The 15,882-nt window shown below is 63.0% G+C and carries 19 protein-coding genes and 1 tRNA gene; 9 read left to right on the top strand and 11 right to left on the bottom strand.

Going from position 1 to position 15,882, the window contains the following annotated elements:
• Nucleotides 1-4: 4 nt before the first annotated feature.
• Entirely contained in the window at nt 5-847 is an 843-nt protein-coding gene (locus KW842_RS25650; RefSeq protein WP_218306960.1) for a polyphosphate kinase 2 family protein, read from the top strand.
• 12 nt (nt 848-859) lie between these two features.
• Entirely contained in the window at nt 860-2,326 is a 1,467-nt protein-coding gene (gabD, locus tag KW842_RS25655; protein WP_218306961.1) for an NADP-dependent succinate-semialdehyde dehydrogenase, read from the top strand.
• Here the strand turns inward: gabD and KW842_RS25660 are convergent.
• Complete coding sequence (locus KW842_RS25660) at nt 2,298-3,335, bottom strand: PHB depolymerase family esterase (protein WP_229223905.1); 1,038 nt, start codon at nt 3,333-3,335, stop codon at nt 2,298-2,300. The two genes, gabD and KW842_RS25660, sit on opposite strands and share 29 nt — an antisense overlap.
• Before the next feature lie 129 nt (nt 3,336-3,464).
• On the opposite strand from KW842_RS25660, the gene KW842_RS25665 reads away from it, so the two are divergent.
• Nucleotides 3,465-4,067, top strand: coding sequence for a glutathione peroxidase (locus KW842_RS25665; protein WP_229223906.1), 603 nt, complete (start codon nt 3,465-3,467; stop codon nt 4,065-4,067).
• Nucleotides 4,068-4,075: 8 nt separating this feature from the next.
• Here the strand turns inward: KW842_RS25665 and KW842_RS25670 are convergent, their stop codons facing one another.
• Both KW842_RS25670 and KW842_RS25675 read right to left on the bottom strand, forming a co-directional pair.
• A complete protein-coding gene (locus KW842_RS25670; protein ID WP_218306962.1) occupies nt 4,076-4,510 on the bottom strand; it encodes a hypothetical protein in 435 nt (144 codons plus the stop codon).
• Nucleotides 4,511-4,546: 36 nt separating this feature from the next.
• Nucleotides 4,547-4,972, bottom strand: a complete 426-nt coding sequence (locus KW842_RS25675) for a rhodanese-like domain-containing protein (protein WP_218306963.1) — start codon at nt 4,970-4,972, stop codon at nt 4,547-4,549.
• Nucleotides 4,973-5,063: 91 nt separating this feature from the next.
• Here KW842_RS25675 and ftrA point away from each other — a divergent pair, with 91 nt between their 5' ends.
• On the top strand, nt 5,064-6,017 hold the full coding sequence (gene ftrA, locus KW842_RS25680; protein ID WP_218306964.1) for a transcriptional regulator FtrA: 954 nt from the start codon (nt 5,064-5,066) through the stop codon (nt 6,015-6,017).
• Nucleotides 6,018-6,043: 26 nt separating this feature from the next.
• Nucleotides 6,044-6,403: a DUF1428 domain-containing protein gene (locus KW842_RS25685; RefSeq protein WP_218306965.1), complete on the top strand. Its 360-nt coding sequence runs from the start codon at nt 6,044-6,046 to the stop codon at nt 6,401-6,403.
• Here KW842_RS25685 and KW842_RS25690 read toward each other — a convergent pair.
• Nucleotides 6,398-7,465, bottom strand: a complete 1,068-nt coding sequence (locus tag KW842_RS25690) for an aldo/keto reductase (protein ID WP_218306966.1) — start codon at nt 7,463-7,465, stop codon at nt 6,398-6,400. The genes KW842_RS25685 and KW842_RS25690 overlap by 6 nt on opposite strands.
• 116 nt (nt 7,466-7,581) lie before the next feature.
• Between KW842_RS25690 and KW842_RS25695 the strand changes: the two genes are divergently transcribed.
• Nucleotides 7,582-8,460 (top strand): AraC family transcriptional regulator, encoded by an 879-nt coding sequence (locus KW842_RS25695; RefSeq protein WP_218306967.1) that lies wholly within the window; start codon nt 7,582-7,584, stop codon nt 8,458-8,460.
• On the opposite strand, the gene pabB is transcribed toward KW842_RS25695, so the two are convergent.
• Genes pabB through KW842_RS25710 form a run of 3 tightly spaced genes read right to left on the bottom strand, consistent with a single transcriptional unit; the run spans nt 8,457 to nt 11,685 of the window.
• Complete coding sequence (gene pabB / locus KW842_RS25700) at nt 8,457-10,328, bottom strand: aminodeoxychorismate synthase component I (RefSeq protein ID WP_218306968.1); 1,872 nt, start codon at nt 10,326-10,328, stop codon at nt 8,457-8,459. The two genes, KW842_RS25695 and pabB, sit on opposite strands and share 4 nt — an antisense overlap.
• 2 nt (nt 10,329-10,330) lie before the next feature.
• Complete coding sequence (gene slmA / locus KW842_RS25705; RefSeq protein WP_218306969.1) at nt 10,331-10,906, bottom strand: nucleoid occlusion factor SlmA; 576 nt, start codon at nt 10,904-10,906, stop codon at nt 10,331-10,333.
• Nucleotides 10,907-10,932: 26 nt separating this feature from the next.
• The gene (locus tag KW842_RS25710; RefSeq protein WP_218306970.1) at nt 10,933-11,685 is read right to left on the bottom strand and encodes an HAD-IA family hydrolase; all 753 of its coding nucleotides are present in this window, start codon (nt 11,683-11,685) and stop codon (nt 10,933-10,935) included.
• Here KW842_RS25710 and KW842_RS25715 point away from each other — a divergent pair.
• Nucleotides 11,684-12,586 (top strand): TraB/GumN family protein, encoded by a 903-nt coding sequence (locus KW842_RS25715; RefSeq protein WP_229223907.1) that lies wholly within the window; start codon nt 11,684-11,686, stop codon nt 12,584-12,586. The two genes, KW842_RS25710 and KW842_RS25715, sit on opposite strands and share 2 nt — an antisense overlap.
• Nucleotides 12,587-12,610: 24 nt before the next feature.
• On the opposite strand, the gene KW842_RS25720 is transcribed toward KW842_RS25715, so the two are convergent.
• Both KW842_RS25720 and argB read right to left on the bottom strand, forming a co-directional pair.
• A tRNA-Thr gene (locus KW842_RS25720) sits at nt 12,611-12,685 on the bottom strand.
• A 47-nt stretch (nt 12,686-12,732) separates the two neighbouring features.
• Nucleotides 12,733-13,659, bottom strand: a complete 927-nt coding sequence (argB, locus tag KW842_RS25725) for an acetylglutamate kinase (protein WP_218306971.1) — start codon at nt 13,657-13,659, stop codon at nt 12,733-12,735.
• A gap of 114 nt (nt 13,660-13,773) precedes the next feature.
• Here argB and KW842_RS25730 point away from each other — a divergent pair, with 114 nt between their 5' ends.
• Both KW842_RS25730 and KW842_RS25735 read left to right on the top strand, forming a co-directional pair.
• A complete protein-coding gene (locus KW842_RS25730; RefSeq protein WP_218306972.1) occupies nt 13,774-13,992 on the top strand; it encodes a cysteine-rich CWC family protein in 219 nt (72 codons plus the stop codon).
• A 21-nt stretch (nt 13,993-14,013) separates the two neighbouring features.
• A complete protein-coding gene (locus KW842_RS25735) occupies nt 14,014-14,379 on the top strand; it encodes a hypothetical protein (RefSeq protein ID WP_218306973.1) in 366 nt (121 codons plus the stop codon).
• Here the strand turns inward: KW842_RS25735 and KW842_RS25740 are convergent, their stop codons facing one another.
• Nucleotides 14,380-15,444 carry a PHB depolymerase family esterase gene (locus KW842_RS25740; protein WP_218306975.1) on the bottom strand — a complete coding sequence of 355 codons (1,065 nt, stop codon included), beginning with the start codon at nt 15,442-15,444 and terminating at the stop codon, nt 14,380-14,382. It lies immediately after the preceding gene.
• A 9-nt stretch (nt 15,445-15,453) separates the two neighbouring features.
• On the bottom strand, nt 15,454-15,843 hold the full coding sequence (locus KW842_RS25745; RefSeq protein WP_229223908.1) for a CopG family transcriptional regulator: 390 nt from the start codon (nt 15,841-15,843) through the stop codon (nt 15,454-15,456).
• Nucleotides 15,844-15,882: the final 39 nt, after the last annotated feature.

Consider the following 15,882-nt stretch of genomic DNA (forward strand, 5'->3'; position numbering starts at 1 on the left):
AACCATGACCCATAACGCCCGCGAGCGCTTCCGCGCCACCCCCAAACTCAAGCTGCGCGACAAGGATGCAGACGACACCACCTTCTCGACGCGCGCCGCCAATCCCAAGCTTGGCAAGTCGCGCGCCAAGACGCTGGACCTTGAACGTACCGCCGGCCTGATCGAACGCATCTCGGCCTTGCAGGACAAGCTGTACGCGCAGCACAAGCAGAAGGTGCTGCTGGTCCTGCAAGGCACGGATACCGCCGGCAAGGATGGCGCGGTGCGTGCACTGTTCAAGGGGATCAATCCCATGGGCTTGCGCGCGGTGGCCTTCAAGGCGCCAACCGCCAGCGACCTCGCGCATGATTACCTGTGGCGCATCCACCAGCATGTACCGATGGACGGGGAGATCGCCATCTTCAACCGCAGCCATTACGAAGACGTGCTGATCACCCGGGTACAAGGCTGGATCGATGACGAGGAATGCAAGCGCCGTTACGCGCAGATCCGCGACTTCGAACGCATGTTGGCGGAAACGGGCACGGTCATCATCAAGGTGTTCCTGCATATCTCCAAGGAAGAACAGCGCGAGCGTTTGCAGGAGCGACTGGACGACCCGGACAAGCAGTGGAAATTCAATCCGGAAGACATCAAGCAACGCGAAAAGTGGGACGACTATCAGCGCGCGTATGAAAAAGCGATCCGCGAGACGGACGCGCCGCACGCGCCGTGGTATGTGGTGCCGGCCAACTCCAAAACCCATCGCAACCTGGTGATCGCCAGCCTGCTGCTGGAGACGCTGGAAGGTATGGAGCTGAGTTATCCACCACCACATCCCGATCTGTCGTCATTCACCGTGGAGTAAGGAGAATGACTTATGCTGCAAACAAAGCTGCAACTGAAAGATCCAAGCCTGCTGCGCCAGCAGGCCTATATCAACGGCGAGTGGACTGACGCCGACAGCGGCAAGACGCTGCCCGTCACCAATCCGGCCACCGGCGAACAAATCGGCGCCGTGCCGGTGATGGGCGCGGCCGAAACCAGACGCGCCATCGACGCCGCCAACGCCGCCTGGCCGGCCTGGCGCAAGAAGACCGCCGGCGAGCGCGCCCGCATTCTGCGCAAGTGGAATGACCTGATCCTGGAAAACACCGACGACCTGGCGCTGCTGATGACGGCGGAACAAGGCAAGCCGCTGAGCGAATCGCGCGGCGAGGTGGCGTACGGCGCTTCTTTTATCGAATGGTTTGGCGAGGAAGCCAAGCGCGTGTCCGGCGAAACGCTGGCGTCGCCATGGACGGACCGCCGCCTGCTGGTCACCAAGGAACCGATAGGCGTATGCGCCGCCATCACGCCATGGAATTTTCCGATTGCGATGATCACCCGCAAAGCTGGCCCCGCGCTGGCGGCCGGCTGCCCGATGGTGCTCAAGCCCGCCGAAGCGACGCCGTTCTGCGCGCTGGCGCTGGCGGAATTGGCCGGGCGCGCCGGTGTGCCGCCGGGTGTGTTCAGCGTGGTGACGGGCAAATCCAAAGACATCGGTGGCGAAATGACTTCCAATCCGATTGTGCGCAAGCTGAGCTTCACCGGCTCCACAGCGGTGGGGCGCCTGTTGATGGAGCAGAGTGCGCCGACCATCAAGAAGCTGTCGCTGGAACTGGGCGGCAATGCGCCGTTTATCGTCTTCGATGACGCGGATTTGGACGCGGCCGTCGAAGGCGCCATCGCCTCGAAGTTCCGCAACGCCGGCCAGACCTGCGTGTGCGCCAACCGCATCTATGTGCAGGACGGCGTGTACGAAGCGTTCGCGCAAAAGCTGGTGGCGGCAGTACAAAAGCTCAAGGTCGGCAACGGTGTGGAGGAGGGCGTCACGCAAGGCCCGCTGATCGATGAGAAGGCGGTGCAAAAGGTGGAGCAACATATCGCCGATGCCTTGTCCAAAGGCGGACGGCTGCTACTGGGCGGCCAGCGTCACGTACTGGGGCACAGTTTTTTTCAGCCAACCGTGATTGCCGATATCAGCAACGACATGCTGGTCGCTGGTGAAGAAACCTTCGGCCCGCTGGCGCCGCTGTTCCGCTTCAAGACCGATGAAGAAGCCGTCGCCTTGGCCAACGATACCGAGTTCGGCCTGGCCAGCTATTTTTATTCGCGCGACGTGGGGCGCATCTGGCGTGTGGCGGAAGGGCTGGAAAGCGGCATCGTCGGCATCAACACCGGTCTGATCTCCACGGAAGCGGCGCCGTTCGGCGGCGTCAAGCAATCCGGTCTGGGGCGCGAAGGTTCGCACCTCGGCATCGACGACTACCTGGTGGTCAAGTACATCTGCCTCGGCGGCATATAAGCAGGACAGTGGGACTGCCGCCCAGGCGGTCCAGCATGCGTTTGATGGCGGCCATCTGGCGGCCGGTTTTCTGCGCATAGCGCGTGTCGTCGTGCGCCCGCCAGTCCCAGCATGCGTTGGGATTGGCGTAGGTGGCGGTGGTTTGCGGATACAGGATCAGCAGGCGGTTATTGTCGGCCCAGGCGTTGTAGCCGGCGTGGCGCACGAACAGCATGCCGATATTGTCCTGGCTTTGCTGGCAGCCATGGAAGGCCACATGCAGGCGGCAGCCACCAGCTTCGCAGGCCGGCGGAATGTACAGATAGCCGGTGTCCGACATGCCATGCCAGCTGGGCGCGGCGATGAATTCCGATTGATCGAAAGCCACGAAGCGGCCGGCCGGTGCGTTGCTGCGCGCGGCCAGCGGACCGTAGATCCACGCCAGCAGCGCGCCAGCCGCGTCGTAGTTGCAGTTGTTGATGTAGGGTGAGCCCAGCGCCGAGCACGCGCGTCCATAAGTGTTGGTGGGGAAGGCGTGTTGCGCAGCGAGCTTGCGCTGGTAGCTGATGTTGCCGGCGCCGATGTAGTGGCGGTAGTAGCTGAACAGGTCGTTCATCACCGCTTGCGGCACGACCGAATCGAGGCTGCCGGACAGCATCCAGATGCGGTGTCCGGCCAGCGCGCTGGTGGGGTCGATGCTGCGCGTGGCGGCGAACCAGTCGGTGATGGCGATCAGCTCCGGCACGCGCGTCCCACCGGAGCGCACCTGGCAGTTGTTCAATTCACTGGTGCAGCTGCAACGGGTGGTGGCGGTCAGCACATTGCCTTGCGCGCAGAAGTAAGGACCGCCAGCAATGACGCCAGCGCCGATCACGGTGCGCGAGAAAGCCACCTCGAACTGCACCGCCATGAAGGCGCCGGATGACAGTCCCGACACGCTCACCTCGCCAGCGCGCAGCGCCGGCAAAGACATCACCTGCGCTTGCGTGATGCCGACAACCAGTAGTAACAGCAAGCACAAAATACGCATGATCGTTCTCCTGTGCGTGGGATGGACGATATGCCGCTGGCCGCTATTCTGCTTAATCCGGATCAATCGTGCGAGGGGAACTAATTTGGACTAGAATGGTTTTTTTCCTATTCTTTCAGGCCCGACACCATGTCCAAGACCTTCGCCCAATTGTGCCTCGTTTCCTCGCTGGCCATGCTGGCCAGCGCCTCCGCGTTTGCGCAAGCGCCAGCAGCAGCTCCTGCCGCCGCTGCGGCGACGGCGCCGACCAGCTGCCCAGCCATTCTCAAGCAAACCTTCAAGCGTTTGCAGGACGAGGCGCCGCAGGACCTGTGCCAGTATTCCGGCAAGGTGATCCTGGTGGTCAACACGGCCAGCTACTGCGGTTTCACCAATCAGTACGAAGGCCTGGAAGGCCTGTACGCCAAGTACGGCAGCAAGGGCCTGGTGGTGCTGGGCTTCCCGTCGAACGACTTCGGCCAGCAGGAACCGGGCAGCAGCAAGGAAATCGCCGATTTCTGCTACAACACTTATGGCGTGAAATTCCCGATGTTCGCCAAGTCAGTGGTGTCCGGCAAGGAGCCTAACCCGCTGTTCGCCAATCTGATCAAGGCCACCGGTAAGGCGCCGGCATGGAACTTCCACAAATACCTGATCGACCGCCACGGCAATGTGGTCAACAACTTTGGCAGCAAGACTACGCCTAACGACAAGCAGCTGGTCAGCGCCGTCGAAAAAGCGCTGGGCTCCTGATGCAGTAATCAGCGCGCTGCTTTGCGCAGGCCGGGAGGCAGCTCCCGGATCGGGCAATAGTGATACGTCGTCATATTGCCCGCGATGCTTTGCTTGAAGCTCAGCGCGTTTTCCACTGTGACCTGCTGGTGCTGGGTCTGGCGCGACGTGGTGCGCGTGCCAGCATCCATGCAGGACTGCGCCACCGTGTATTGATTGCCCCGGCGTTTGCGCACCGTGGCCTTGCAGGCCTTGGTGTGCGCCGTGGAGATGCCCTTGCCGTCATAGCGGCGGATCGCGGCATTGGCCGGCGAGCTGCACGCCGAACCTTCCGCAACATAGATGCCAGGTTTCAGGCGATAGACGCCACCGGGCTTGGGCGTTCTGTCCGCGCTGGCCATGGCCATGCCGGCGACGGCCATCAGCATGGCGAATGCGGCCCATAGGCTGCGTGTCTTGTGCATTACTCATCCTTCCGCTCAATGGCAAACAGCCGCAGTCTATAGCGCTGTCGCCTGATTGTCGCGTACGTTTGCTGCAGTGGCGAGGGTAAAGCCCTCGTCGAGCCAGCCGGTAACGCCTCCGGTCATCAGTTTGACCGGGCGGCCCAACTGCGCCAGCCGCACGGCGGCGCGGGCAGCGCCGTTGCAATGCGGTCCGGCACAATACACGACAAACAGCGTGTCGGCAGGGAACTCGGCGATCTTCGAGCCGATGATTTTGCGGTGCGCCAGGTCGAGCGCGCCCGGCACATGGCCGGCCGCGTACTTTTCCGTTCCGCGCACATCGAGCAGCACAAAGTCCTGCTGGCCGCTGCTGATGGCGTCGTGCACGTCCCAGCAATCGGTTTCGTAGTGGAAGCTGGCTTCAAAATGGGCCAGCGCGGCGGCGCTGCCGGCGGCGGGAATGGCGGTGACGAGGGACATCGGGTTCTCCTTTGAAGTTGAGCATCTATTGTGCTGGCGCACCGTCATGGCAAGAAGTGGCGCATATGCCGATCTACGGTAAGATTGCGCCATGAAAAAACATCTGGTGGTGGCGCTGGCGTATGACCGCCTGTGCACTTTCGAGTTCGGCTGCACGGTCGAACTGTTCGCGCTGGAACGCCCGGAGCTTGGCGTGGACTGGTATGAGTTTGCCGTCTGCGCGATTGAAGAGGGGCCGATCCGCGCTGCTGGCGGCATCACCGTGCAAGCGCCGTACACGCCGGAATTGCTGGCGCGCGCCGACACCATCATCATCCCCGGCTGGCGCGATGCCGACGAGTTGCCGCTGCCGCAATTGCTGGACTGGATACGCACCGCCCACGCGCGTGGCGCGCGCCTGTGTTCGATCTGCTCGGGCGTGTTCGTGCTGGCCGCCGCCGGTGTGCTGGATGGCCAGCGCGCCACCACGCATTGGCGCTATGCCGACCGGCTGGCGCAACGTTATCCACGCATCGACGTGCAGCCGGACCATCTGTATGTGGATAACGGCCAAGTTATCACCGCCGCCGGCTCGGCCGCCGGGCTGGACATGCTGCTGCATCTGGTGCGGCGCGATCATGGCGCCAAGGTCGGCAACCTGGTGGCGCAGCGGCTGGTGGTGGCGCCGCATCGCGAAGGCGGCCAGGCGCAGTTCCTGCCGCGGCCGATGGCGCAGGGCGAGCAGGGGCGGCTGTCGCGGCTGATGGACTGGCTGCGCAGCCATCCGGCGCAAGCGCACACGGTGGCCAGCATGGCCCAACGCGCGGCCATGAGTCCGCGCACCTTGCAGCGGCAATTCCAGCAGGCCACCGGCCTCGGACCGGTCGAGTGGCTGATCCGCGAGCGGGTTGCCATCGTCAAGGATTTGCTGGAGGAGCCGGAGGTGCCGCTGGCGCAGATTGCCGAGCGCGCCGGCTTCGGCTCCGAGGAAACGCTGCGCCACCATTTCCGCCGTCTCACCGCCACTACACCGGGCGCTTACCGAAAACGCTTCGTGCTACGCTAGTCGCCTCACCTCTCAAGGAGACTGCCATGGCCTACGTAGACGGTTTTGTGACGCCTGTCCCACGGGACAAGCTTGATGATTACAAGAAAATGGCGCGCGAGTGCGGCGCCGTGTGGAAAGAACACGGCGCGCTGGAATTCCGCGAGTCGGTCGCCGACGACGTCAAGCCCGGCAAGCTGACCTCGTTTCCGCAAGCAGTCGATCTGAAGGAAAACGAGGTCGTGCTGTTCTCGTGGATCATCTACGAATCGCGCGCCAAGCGCGATGAAGTCAACGACAAGGTCATGAAAGATCCCCGCCTGGCCGCCTTTATGGAACCCGCCAACATGCCGTTTGACGGCAAGCGCCTGGTGTACGGCGGGTTCGAGATGATCGTCGACTTATAGGCGGCGCTGGCTCAGCTGGGAGGTGCCGAAAATCAGCTGCTGCGCCATTGGCCGGCCGATGAAGCGGTCCGGGAAGATCGGTGCCGGCGCGCTGGCGGCGTTCAGGCGCGCCAGCTGGTCTTCGCTGAGCACCACGTCCAGCGCGCCGAGGTTGTCTTCGGCCTGGGCTGCCGTGCGCGCACCGATAATCGGCGATACCACGGCCGGATGGGCCAGCGTCCAGGCGAGGGCAACTTGCGAGCGCGATACGCCCAGCTCATCGGCCACGCTGCCCACCACGTCGGCAATGTCCAGCGAGCGCTGGTTCAGATGGCCGGTGGAGGCGATCACGCCCTTGCGGTCGCTGGCGACGCCGGCGCCGTTGTCATCGGACAGATCCTTGCGGCTGTATTTGCCGGTCAGGATGCCGCCGCCCAGCGGCGACCATGGCAGCACGCCCAGGCCCATCGCCTGCGCCATCGGTAGCAGCTCGTGTTCGACGGTGCGCTCGACCAGGCTGTATTCGATTTGCAGCGCCACCAGCGGCGACCAGCCGCGCAGGTCGGCCAGCGTTTGCAGCTCGGCCACGCGCCAGGCCGGGGTATTGCAGATGCCGAGATACAGCACTTTGCCGGAGCGCACCAGATCATCCAGCGCGCGCATCACTTCATCGGGACGGGTGCTGAAGTCCCACGCGTGCACATACAGCAGGTCGATGCGGTCAGTGTCCAGCTGGCGCAAGCTGGTTTCCACCGAGCGCACCAGGTTGTAGCGGTGGTTGCCGCCGGAATTGATGTTGGACGCGTCGCGCGCCATGGTGTACTTGGTGGCCAGCACCAGGCGGTCGCGCTTGTCCTTGGCGAAGCTGCCGAGGATGCGTTCGGACGCGCCGTTGGTATAGTTGACCGAGGTGTCGATGAAATTGCCGCCACGGTCGACATAGGCGTCGAAGATGCGCCGTGCTTCGGCGTCGTCGGCGCCCCAGCCCCAGTCGGAACCGAAGGTCATGGTGCCCAGCGACAGCGGCGAAACGCGCAGGCCGGAACGGCCGAGCAGGCGGTATTGGTCAAGTTTGGTCGTCATGCTGAATCTCCTCAGGGGTGGTTGATGACGACTATTGTCGGGATTTCGGCCAGGCCAGCGGTAGCAGGATTTTCCGCAATGCTTGCACGATTGTCCGGAGCTGCACATAATGCGTCATGCACCAGCTTTTATCATTCCGCGATGCCATCGCCCGCCATGCGCCGGAAGACGGCACGTTTGCCTGCGCCATTCCCGGCCTGAAGCTTATCCGATGCTCCGCGCCGACCATGCCGATGCCGGTGGTGTACGAGCCGACCGCATGCTTCGTCGCGCAGGGCCGCAAGCGCGCCACGCTGGGCGCCAGCGTGTTCCACTACGATCCGAGCAGCTATCTGGTGGCATCGGTCGGCCTGCCGGTGATGGGTGCGGTGATCGAGGCGAGCGAAGCGCATCCGTATATGAGCATTCAGCTGGACCTGGATGCGGCGGAACTGGCCGAGCTGGCGCTGAAAACCCCGCAGCCGCCGCAAAACGTTACGGCGGCCGGCCTGACGCTCAACCAGATGAACTCCGGATTGCTGGATGCGGCCACGCGGCTGGTGGCGCTGCTGGACACGCCGGACGACATCGGCGCCCTGGCGCCGCTGGCGGTGCGCGAAATTCTGTACCGGCTGCTGACCGGCCCGAATGGCGGCGCCATTCAGGCGATCACGCAGGCCGATAGCCGGCAGAGTCAGATCGCGCGCGTGATTGTGTGGATACGCTCGCACTTCAAGGATGGCTGGCGGATCGAAGACCTGGCCGGCATTGCCGGTATGAGCCGCTCGGCCTTCCATGTACACTTCAAGGCAATGACGGCAATGAGCCCGCTGGAATTCCGCACGCAGCTGCGCATGCAGGAGGCGCGCCGGCTGATGGTCAGCGATGGCCTGGATGCCGCCAACGCGGGTTATCACGTCGGCTACGACAGCCCGTCGCAATTCAGCCGTGATTATTCGCGCCTGTTTGGCGCGCCGCCGGCCAAGGACGCCAGCCGCTTGCGCTTTGCCGGTTAGGCGAGCGTCGCCCGCAGTGCGCCGCGCAGTGCGTTGCAGAGAATGATTTCGTCGGCGCTTTCCAGCATCGCGCGGGTGATGACGGCTTCCGTTGCTTGCCAGTCCGGATCGTCGAGCAGCACGCTGCGCATCACGCCCGGCAGCAGACCGGCGCTGAGCGGTGGCGTCAGCCATTTGCCCTCAATGCGCACCAAGACGTTGCTGCGGCCGCCCTCGGTCAGCTCGCCGCGCTCATTGAAGAACAGAGTGTCGAATGCGCCTTGCGCTTCGGCGTCGCGCCAGGCTGCGTCGTAGCGCTGGCGGATGCTGGTTTTGTGGCGCAGGAACAGGTCGGTGCTATGCGTATTATCGGCAGCCAGCAATGCGCGCACCGGTTCGGCCAGCGGCGTCAGTGGCGCATGCTGCACCGAGAAGGCGCCGGAAGGGCTGAGTGCGAGGCGCAGCCGGTAGGCCGCATGCTGCGGTTCCAGCATGGCGCAGGCGGTGTCCAGATAGGCATCCGCCGCTTTCGCATCCCAGGGGAAGCCGAAGTAGTCCGCCGAAGCGGCCAGCCGCCGCAGGTGGCGGTCGCGGTGGCGCACGCCGCCGTCTGGCGTGGCGCGCATGGTTTCGAAGATTTCAATCTCGTTTTGCAGGCCGGTGAGGAAGCGCGCCTTGAGTTTGCACTCGGCGTATTCCTGGTTCGCGTCGCTGTCGAAAACGATGCCGGCGCCGACGCCCATTTCACCATGGCGCACGCCGTCCGCGCCGGGTGGCTGCAAGGTCAGCGTGCGGATCGGCACCGACATGCAGAAGTCGCCCACCTTGCCGTCGCCGCATGGATCGAACCAGCCGATGGCGCCGGTGTAGATGCCGCGTGGGTCCGGCTCCAGTTCGCGGATGATTTCCATGGTGCGGCGCTTGGGCGCGCCGGTGATGGAGCCGCAGGGATAGAGCGCGTCGAAGATGTCGTGCAGTGTGGCGTCATCGCGCAGCTGCGCGGTGATGGTGGAGGTCATTTGCAGCACGCTGGCGTAGCGGTGCACCTCGAACAGCGCCGGCACCTCGACGCTGCCGGTGGTGGCGACGCGGGCGATGTCGTTGCGCAGCAGGTCGACGATCATCAGGTTCTCGGCGCGGTTCTTCGGATCGGCGGCGAGGTTGGTGGCGCGCAGGATGTTTTCCGCCTGCTGGTTCGGCGGTGCGGCGGGCGCAGTGCCTTTCATCGGGCGCGCTGTCAGTTCGCCCCCGCTGTGGCGCACGAACAGTTCGGGCGACAGCGACAGCACGGCGCTGCCGTCGTCCAGCGCGATCAGCGCGCCATATGGGACTGGCTGGCGGCCGCGCAGGCGGGCGTACAAAGCGTGGATGCCGCCAAACGCGTCAAAACGCAGCCTGTAGGTGTAATTGACCTGGTAGGTGTCGCCGGCAGCGATGTAGTCGTGTATGCGCGCCAGGGCGGCGCTAAACACTTCCTGATTGATGTTCGCGCGGATGTTGGCCACGCCGGCCGGTTGTTCGATCGGAAAGGAACGGGCAGCCAGCCAGTTGCCTACTTCGGCGGACGACAGCCGCGCGCAGTCGCGGAACAGCAGGACTTGCGCCAACGGCGGCGCCAGCGGCGGCGCGGCAGCAGGCGCAGACGCGCTGTGTGATGCGGCCGGTGGCGTCAGCGCCAGCAGCGCCTCGCCCAACTCGTAGCTGCATACGGTGACGGCGTATTCGCCGCGCGCCAGCGCCGCCTGCAGCTGCTCCAGCAGTTGCGGCCATGCCGCGATGTCGTCGCAGCGCAGCGTGCCGGTGTGGCCGGTGTACAGGCGCGAACGGTTGCCGGTCGCTGCGGCTTCCGGGCTGGCGTCGTCCAGCAGGGCGAATACTCCGGTGTTCATGCTTACGCCAACAGCAGGGTGATATGCAGCGCCGCGTCCTGCGACGGATTGTTTTTGAAACCGCTCTTGGCGTAACGGTGCCAGCGGCCGATGACGAAGCTGGTCAGCATCGCTGCGCGCGCGGCGGTATCCGCCTCATGCGCCTGGCCTTCGCTGGCGGCGAGGCGCAAAGCCTGCTTCAGCGCCAGCTCGACGCGGTCGTAAAACTGGTTCATGCGCAGTTGCAGGCGCTCGTCCTCGTTGACCAGCGCGTCGCCGATCAGCACCCGCGTCATGCCCGGATTCTGGCTGGCGAAGTTGAGCAGCATGCCGACGATGTCGCGCGCCTGCGCCAGGCCGTCGCTCTGGCGATCGGCGATCTGGTTAATCAGGCCAAACACGGTCGATTCGATGAACTCGATGAGTCCTTCGAACATTTGCGCCTTGCTGGCGAAATGCCGGTACAGCGCGGCTTCGGAAAACGCCAGCTTGCGCGCCAGCGCAGCGGTGGTGATCTTGTCGCCCTTGGGCTGTTCCAGCATCTCCGCCAGCGCTTGCAGAATCTGCAGCCGGCGCTGGCCTGGCGGTGTGCTTGCCATATGATCTCGCGGTTAAAAAGTGTGGGTCAGCGCAGCTGGTGCAGGCGTGACGGCAGGTTCCTGACAGATTTTACTTTGACATCGACATAAGCGGGGCGAATCAGTCGTTTTTGCGGATGCGCCAGGCCGGCGGTGTCGCCGATGGTCAGGTATTGGGTGATCCACGCGGTGCGCATGCCGAGCTGGCGCGCGCTGCGCAGATTGGCCAGCGTGTCTTCCACCAGGATGCAGCGGCGCGGCGTCAGCTGGTGACGGCGCATCAGCTTGCGCAGCATCAGCTTCGATGGCTTGGGGCGCATGTGGCGGTGCACCGTCATCGCTTCCACCGCAACATGCTGATGGAAGTGGCGTTGCAGGCCCAGATGTTTCAGCACCTGGGTCGAATAGCGGTGCGGCGCATTGGTCAGCAGGATTTTGCGGCCGGGCAGGCGGCGCAGCAGCTGGCGCAGTCCGCGTTCGGCGCGGATCATCGCGGTCAGGTCATCGAAGCGGTGGGTTTCATCGAGAAAGTGCGCAGCCTTGACGCCGTGGTGCTTGACCACGCCCAGCGTGGTGGCGCCGTAGCGCTGCCAGTACAGCGTGCGGGTGGCGTTCACCAGTTCCTCGCCGGCGGGCGTGACGCCGTCTCCCAGCAGGCGCGCGAGATAGGTGTTCATGCCCGCCATGATCGCGGGGAAAATGGCGTGCGAAGCGTTGTGCAGCGTGTTATCAAGATCAAACAGCCACACGGGCGAGGAGCGGGTAATATTCACGTCATCTCTACCAACAAAGGAAATCATGCAGCGCCAGATTATAGTGATGTTCTGCAGTTTGTTCTTGTTTGCCTTCGGTCCCGCCTTGGCCGCCGATCAGGACGCCGCGCCAAATCGCGGCGCGCTGTTCAAGGTGCAGCAGAACGGCCGCACGCTGTATTTGTTCGGCACCATCCACGTCGGCGCCAAGGATTTCTATCCGCTGGAGCCGCGCCTGGCTGGTTTGCTGAAACAGGCGCCGGTGCTGGCGCTGGAGATCGATCCGCTGGCCGATCCGCAAAAGCTGGCGCGCGCCGTGCAGCAGCATGGCTTGAGCAAGCTGGGAGCCAGCGGTTTGACGCCGGCATGGCGCCAGCGCCTGGAGCGTTTGCTCAAGCAGTACAACATCGAACCGCAGGCGGTAGCGCCGATGAAGCCCTGGCTATTGGCCACCGTGCTGACCGTTAGCGAGTTTGCAGCGCAAGGCTATGACGCGTCGCTGGCGGTGGATGCGCATCTGTCGAAGCAGGCGCATGCCGCAGGCAAGAAAGTCGTCGAGCTGGAATCGGCAGAGGCCCAGATGGCGTTGTTCGATCAGAAGATGACGCCGGCCGAGCAGCTGCTGTTCCTGCAAGAGGCGATCGCCGGCATCGAGGACAAGGAACAGGCCGACCAGGCACGCCAGATCGCGCAGGCCTGGGGCAGTGCCGACGCGCAGGCACTGGAGGCGCTGGCGCTGAAAGCAGAACAGGACCAGACTTTTTCCGGCCGCTTTGTGCAGAAGGTGCTGCTGCACGGCCGTAATCCGGCGCTGGCCGACGGCATGCTCAAGCTGATGGCGCGTGAAAACAACAGTGTCGCGGCGATCGGCGTGTTGCACCTGGTCGGCAAAGACAGCGTACCGGAGCTGCTGCGCAATCACGGGCTGACGGTCGAACGTATTTACTGAATTGGGGAGGGTGCTGCAGAAGAGTGGTGCCCTTTACGTGGATTGAACACGTGGCCTCTCCCTTACCAAGGGAGTGCTCTACCACTGAGCTAAAAGGGCATACAAGTGTGGCGGTTTCACCGGCGTCCGGCGAGACCGCCTTTTTTTCAGTGAGACCGGATCATAGTGCCAAATGCCTGTTCGGTCAAGACTTCGAGCAACAAAGAATGCTCAATTCGGCCATCGATGATGTGAACCGTGTTCACGCCGGACTTGGCGGCGTCCAGGGCTGATGAAATTTTAGGCAGCATGCCGCCCGAAATCGTGCCATCAGCGAACATCTCGTCGATTTCGCGTGCCGACAGATCGGTCACCAGATTGCCCTGCTTGTCCTGCACGCCGGCGATATTGGTCATCATGATCAATTTTTCGGCTTTCAGGATTTCCGCGATCTTGCCGGCGACCACGTCGGCGTTGATGTTGTAGGCCTGGCCATCCTGGCCGAAGCCGATCGGCGAGATGATCGGAATGAAGGCGTCATCCTGCAGCGCCTTGACCACGGCCGGGTTGATCGCTTCGATTTCGCCGACGAAGCCGATGTCCAGCGTCTGGCCCGGGTTTTCCTTGTCCGGCATGGCCATTTTGCGGGCGCGGATCAGGCCGCCGTCCTTGCCGGTCAGGCCGACTGCCTGGCCGCCGTAGTGATTAATCAACATCACGATGTCCTGCTGCACTTCGCCGCCCAGCACCCATTCGACGACTTCCATGGTTTCTTCGTCAGTGATGCGCATGCCTTGCACGAAAGTGCCTTGCTTGCCGATTTTCTTCAGCGCGTTGTCGATTTGCGGACCGCCGCCGTGCACGACTACCGGGTTCATGCCGACCAGTTTGAGCAAAATGACATCACGGGCAAAGCCGTGTTTCAGGCGTTCGTCGGTCATGGCGTTGCCGCCGTATTTGATGACGATGGTTTTGCCGTGGTAATTACGAATGTAAGGGAGCGCTTCAGCCAGAATTTGCGCCTTGATCCGTGGTTCAACGGAAGTCAGGTCGTCGGCGTCATTGCCTAGGTTCAGATTGGTCAGTTGGGTCATGGCGATTCCGGTAAATAGATTTTTGGGCGCATTTTACAGCCTGTGGCTGCACTCAAGCACGCATTATAGGGCCATCCTGTTGTATTTTCCCGGAAGCTCCGATACGCTGAAGTGATGAGTACTTGTTCCCGCTGCGGCACGCAGTTCTCCTGCGCAATGACGGATGCCGATCCTGCCGTCCCGGCGCAGCCGTGCTGGTGCACTTTGCTGCCGCCTTCGCTGCCCGTCCCGTCCGCTCCCGGCGCCAGTTGCTGGTGCCCGCAATGCCTGAAGCAACACATCATTGAGCAGGCTCAAACTTCGTCGCGTCCGCCATCCGACAATAGCGCATAACCCGCCTGGGAGCGCGCAAAAATGAACCCGACCTCGCTTGACAAGCAAAGTGGCGCGGCGGACGATGGCAACATCGTCCGCATCGTGCGGCTGGAGACGCAAATGGACAACGTTAGCATTGCGCTGACATCCTTGCAGCGCACCGTCGAACAAAATCACCGCGAATCCATGATGCGGTTCGACGATATGCGCGGCCATATGGAAGCGCTCCATCAGAAATCCATGGACCGTATGGATGGAATTCATCAGAAGTCCATGGACCGCATGGATGGACTTCATCAGAAATCGACAGACCGCATGGATAGCTATGTGCGCTGGATGGTAGGCATCATGGTGGCGCACATTATTGCCACCGCCGGCATATTGGTGCGGATGTTTATGTCCTGATCAACTCACGGTGCGGAAGAAGCGCAGCATTTCGCGGCTGGCGTCCGGCCCCTTGGCGTCGGTATAAGTGCCGAGCTCGCTACCGCCCGACCAGGCATGGCCCGCGCCATGCACTACCCAATGCTCGCCCACCGGTGCACCATCCGCCGTGGTGTGCGTGGTTTGCGTGTAGCGATAGCCGTTCGGCACCGCCTCCGACTGCACTGATGACCGCGCACCGCGATGATGGCGCAGCCGCTGCGCCATCACCTGCTCGCCGTTGCGCGGATTCACCGTGGTGTCGCTATCGCCATGGAACACGATGATCGGCTGCGAGTCATTACCTGCCTTGGCCGCCGTGTTCACACCGCGCTTCATCGCCGACAAGGCCGACGGCAAATCCTGCGCCGACGCAAACGGCAAGCCCGAGTGCACACCCACCGCCGCAAACAATTCCGGATACAAGGTGCCGACGATCACCGCCATCGCGCCGCCCGCCGACAGGCCGGCCACATACACCTGCCGCGCATGCACCGGATAATCCTCGATCACCTGGCGCGCAATGCCGGCAATGATGGATGGCTCGCCCTGGCCGCGCTGCTGGTCGATGGCGCTGAACCAGTTCCAGCACTTCGAGTGATTGGCGCTGGCGGTCTGTTCCGGATACACCACCAGCCAGCCCAGTTCCTCCGCCAGCTGGTTCATCTGCGTGCCAGCGGCAAAGTCATCCGGATTCTGCGTACAGCCATGCAGCATCACCAGCAGCGGCATGGGCTGGCCGCGATAGCTGGAGGGGATGTACAGCTTGTAGTTGCGCGTGCCCGCGTGATTGCTATGGCTGCCGGTGACAAATTGCGCGCCTGCGGGCAGCGGATGGGAGGGCGCCGGATGCAGCACCGAGCCGATGTCCATCGCGCGATCCAGATTGCTCTGCAAATCGACCTTGATGCCCATGCGGTTCAGCATGTCCTGGGCGAATTCCTCCGGCCGCTTGGCTGTATTCGGTCCCCGCTTGTGGAGATGCGTATTCTTGTCCAGAAAGTGCTGCGCTGCTTCGCGCATCTGCGTGAGAAAATTGAGCTTCATGGCGTTCCCTTAGTGGATGCGCGGCGCCAGCGCCGTCTTCAGAACGGCGCTGGCGTGCAGTGTACCGAGTACAACAATCGATTCGATGGTGGCCAGCGCCAGTTCCACCGATACATCACTGGCGATGCTGGCCATGCCGAGCACCTGGATTTGCAGCCGTTGTCCGGCCGCCTGCAGCGCTTCCAGGTCGGCGCGCGAATAATGCTGCAGGCCCAGCACCAGGCTTTTCCGCGCCACCGTCTGCTTGACCACGTCGGCGTGCAAATTCAGCTGATTGCGGATGGCGGTGCGGATCAGGTCGGTACGATTGGAGTAAAACCCTTCCTGCACCAGCAAGTCAACCTGGCCTAAATCGATAGGGCCCAGATTGATGGTAATTTTTTCTGATTCAGTTGCCATGCGAAAACTCCATCTGAGGACCATCTGTATGGATGGTAG

It is taken from the genome of Duganella sp. sic0402 (genome assembly GCF_019219065.1).
Taxonomy (GTDB): domain Bacteria; phylum Pseudomonadota; class Gammaproteobacteria; order Burkholderiales; family Burkholderiaceae_D; genus Rugamonas.

Excerpts from the sequence above, each read along its gene's own strand:
- KW842_RS25650 (WP_218306960.1), top strand. The coding sequence starts at position 5 with ATGACCCATAACGCCCGCGAGCGCTTCCGCGCCACCCCCAAACTCAAG.
- gabD (WP_218306961.1), top strand. The coding sequence starts at position 860 with ATGCTGCAAACAAAGCTGCAACTGAAAGATCCAAGCCTGCTGCGCCAG.
- KW842_RS25660 (WP_229223905.1), bottom strand. The coding sequence starts at position 3,335 with ATGCGTATTTTGTGCTTGCTGTTACTACTGGTTGTCGGCATCACGCAA.
- KW842_RS25665 (WP_229223906.1), top strand. The coding sequence starts at position 3,465 with ATGTCCAAGACCTTCGCCCAATTGTGCCTCGTTTCCTCGCTGGCCATG.
- KW842_RS25670 (WP_218306962.1), bottom strand. The coding sequence starts at position 4,510 with ATGCACAAGACACGCAGCCTATGGGCCGCATTCGCCATGCTGATGGCC.
- KW842_RS25675 (WP_218306963.1), bottom strand. The coding sequence starts at position 4,972 with ATGTCCCTCGTCACCGCCATTCCCGCCGCCGGCAGCGCCGCCGCGCTG.
- ftrA (WP_218306964.1), top strand. The coding sequence starts at position 5,064 with ATGAAAAAACATCTGGTGGTGGCGCTGGCGTATGACCGCCTGTGCACT.
- KW842_RS25685 (WP_218306965.1), top strand. The coding sequence starts at position 6,044 with ATGGCCTACGTAGACGGTTTTGTGACGCCTGTCCCACGGGACAAGCTT.
- KW842_RS25690 (WP_218306966.1), bottom strand. The coding sequence starts at position 7,465 with ATGACGACCAAACTTGACCAATACCGCCTGCTCGGCCGTTCCGGCCTG.
- KW842_RS25695 (WP_218306967.1), top strand. The coding sequence starts at position 7,582 with ATGCACCAGCTTTTATCATTCCGCGATGCCATCGCCCGCCATGCGCCG.
- pabB (WP_218306968.1), bottom strand. The coding sequence starts at position 10,328 with ATGAACACCGGAGTATTCGCCCTGCTGGACGACGCCAGCCCGGAAGCC.
- slmA (WP_218306969.1), bottom strand. The coding sequence starts at position 10,906 with ATGGCAAGCACACCGCCAGGCCAGCGCCGGCTGCAGATTCTGCAAGCG.
- KW842_RS25715 (WP_229223907.1), top strand. The coding sequence starts at position 11,684 with ATGCAGCGCCAGATTATAGTGATGTTCTGCAGTTTGTTCTTGTTTGCC.
- KW842_RS25710 (WP_218306970.1), bottom strand. The coding sequence starts at position 11,685 with ATGATTTCCTTTGTTGGTAGAGATGACGTGAATATTACCCGCTCCTCG.
- argB (WP_218306971.1), bottom strand. The coding sequence starts at position 13,659 with ATGACCCAACTGACCAATCTGAACCTAGGCAATGACGCCGACGACCTG.
- KW842_RS25730 (WP_218306972.1), top strand. The coding sequence starts at position 13,774 with ATGAGTACTTGTTCCCGCTGCGGCACGCAGTTCTCCTGCGCAATGACG.
- KW842_RS25735 (WP_218306973.1), top strand. The coding sequence starts at position 14,014 with ATGAACCCGACCTCGCTTGACAAGCAAAGTGGCGCGGCGGACGATGGC.
- KW842_RS25740 (WP_218306975.1), bottom strand. The coding sequence starts at position 15,444 with ATGAAGCTCAATTTTCTCACGCAGATGCGCGAAGCAGCGCAGCACTTT.
- KW842_RS25745 (WP_229223908.1), bottom strand. The coding sequence starts at position 15,843 with ATGGCAACTGAATCAGAAAAAATTACCATCAATCTGGGCCCTATCGAT.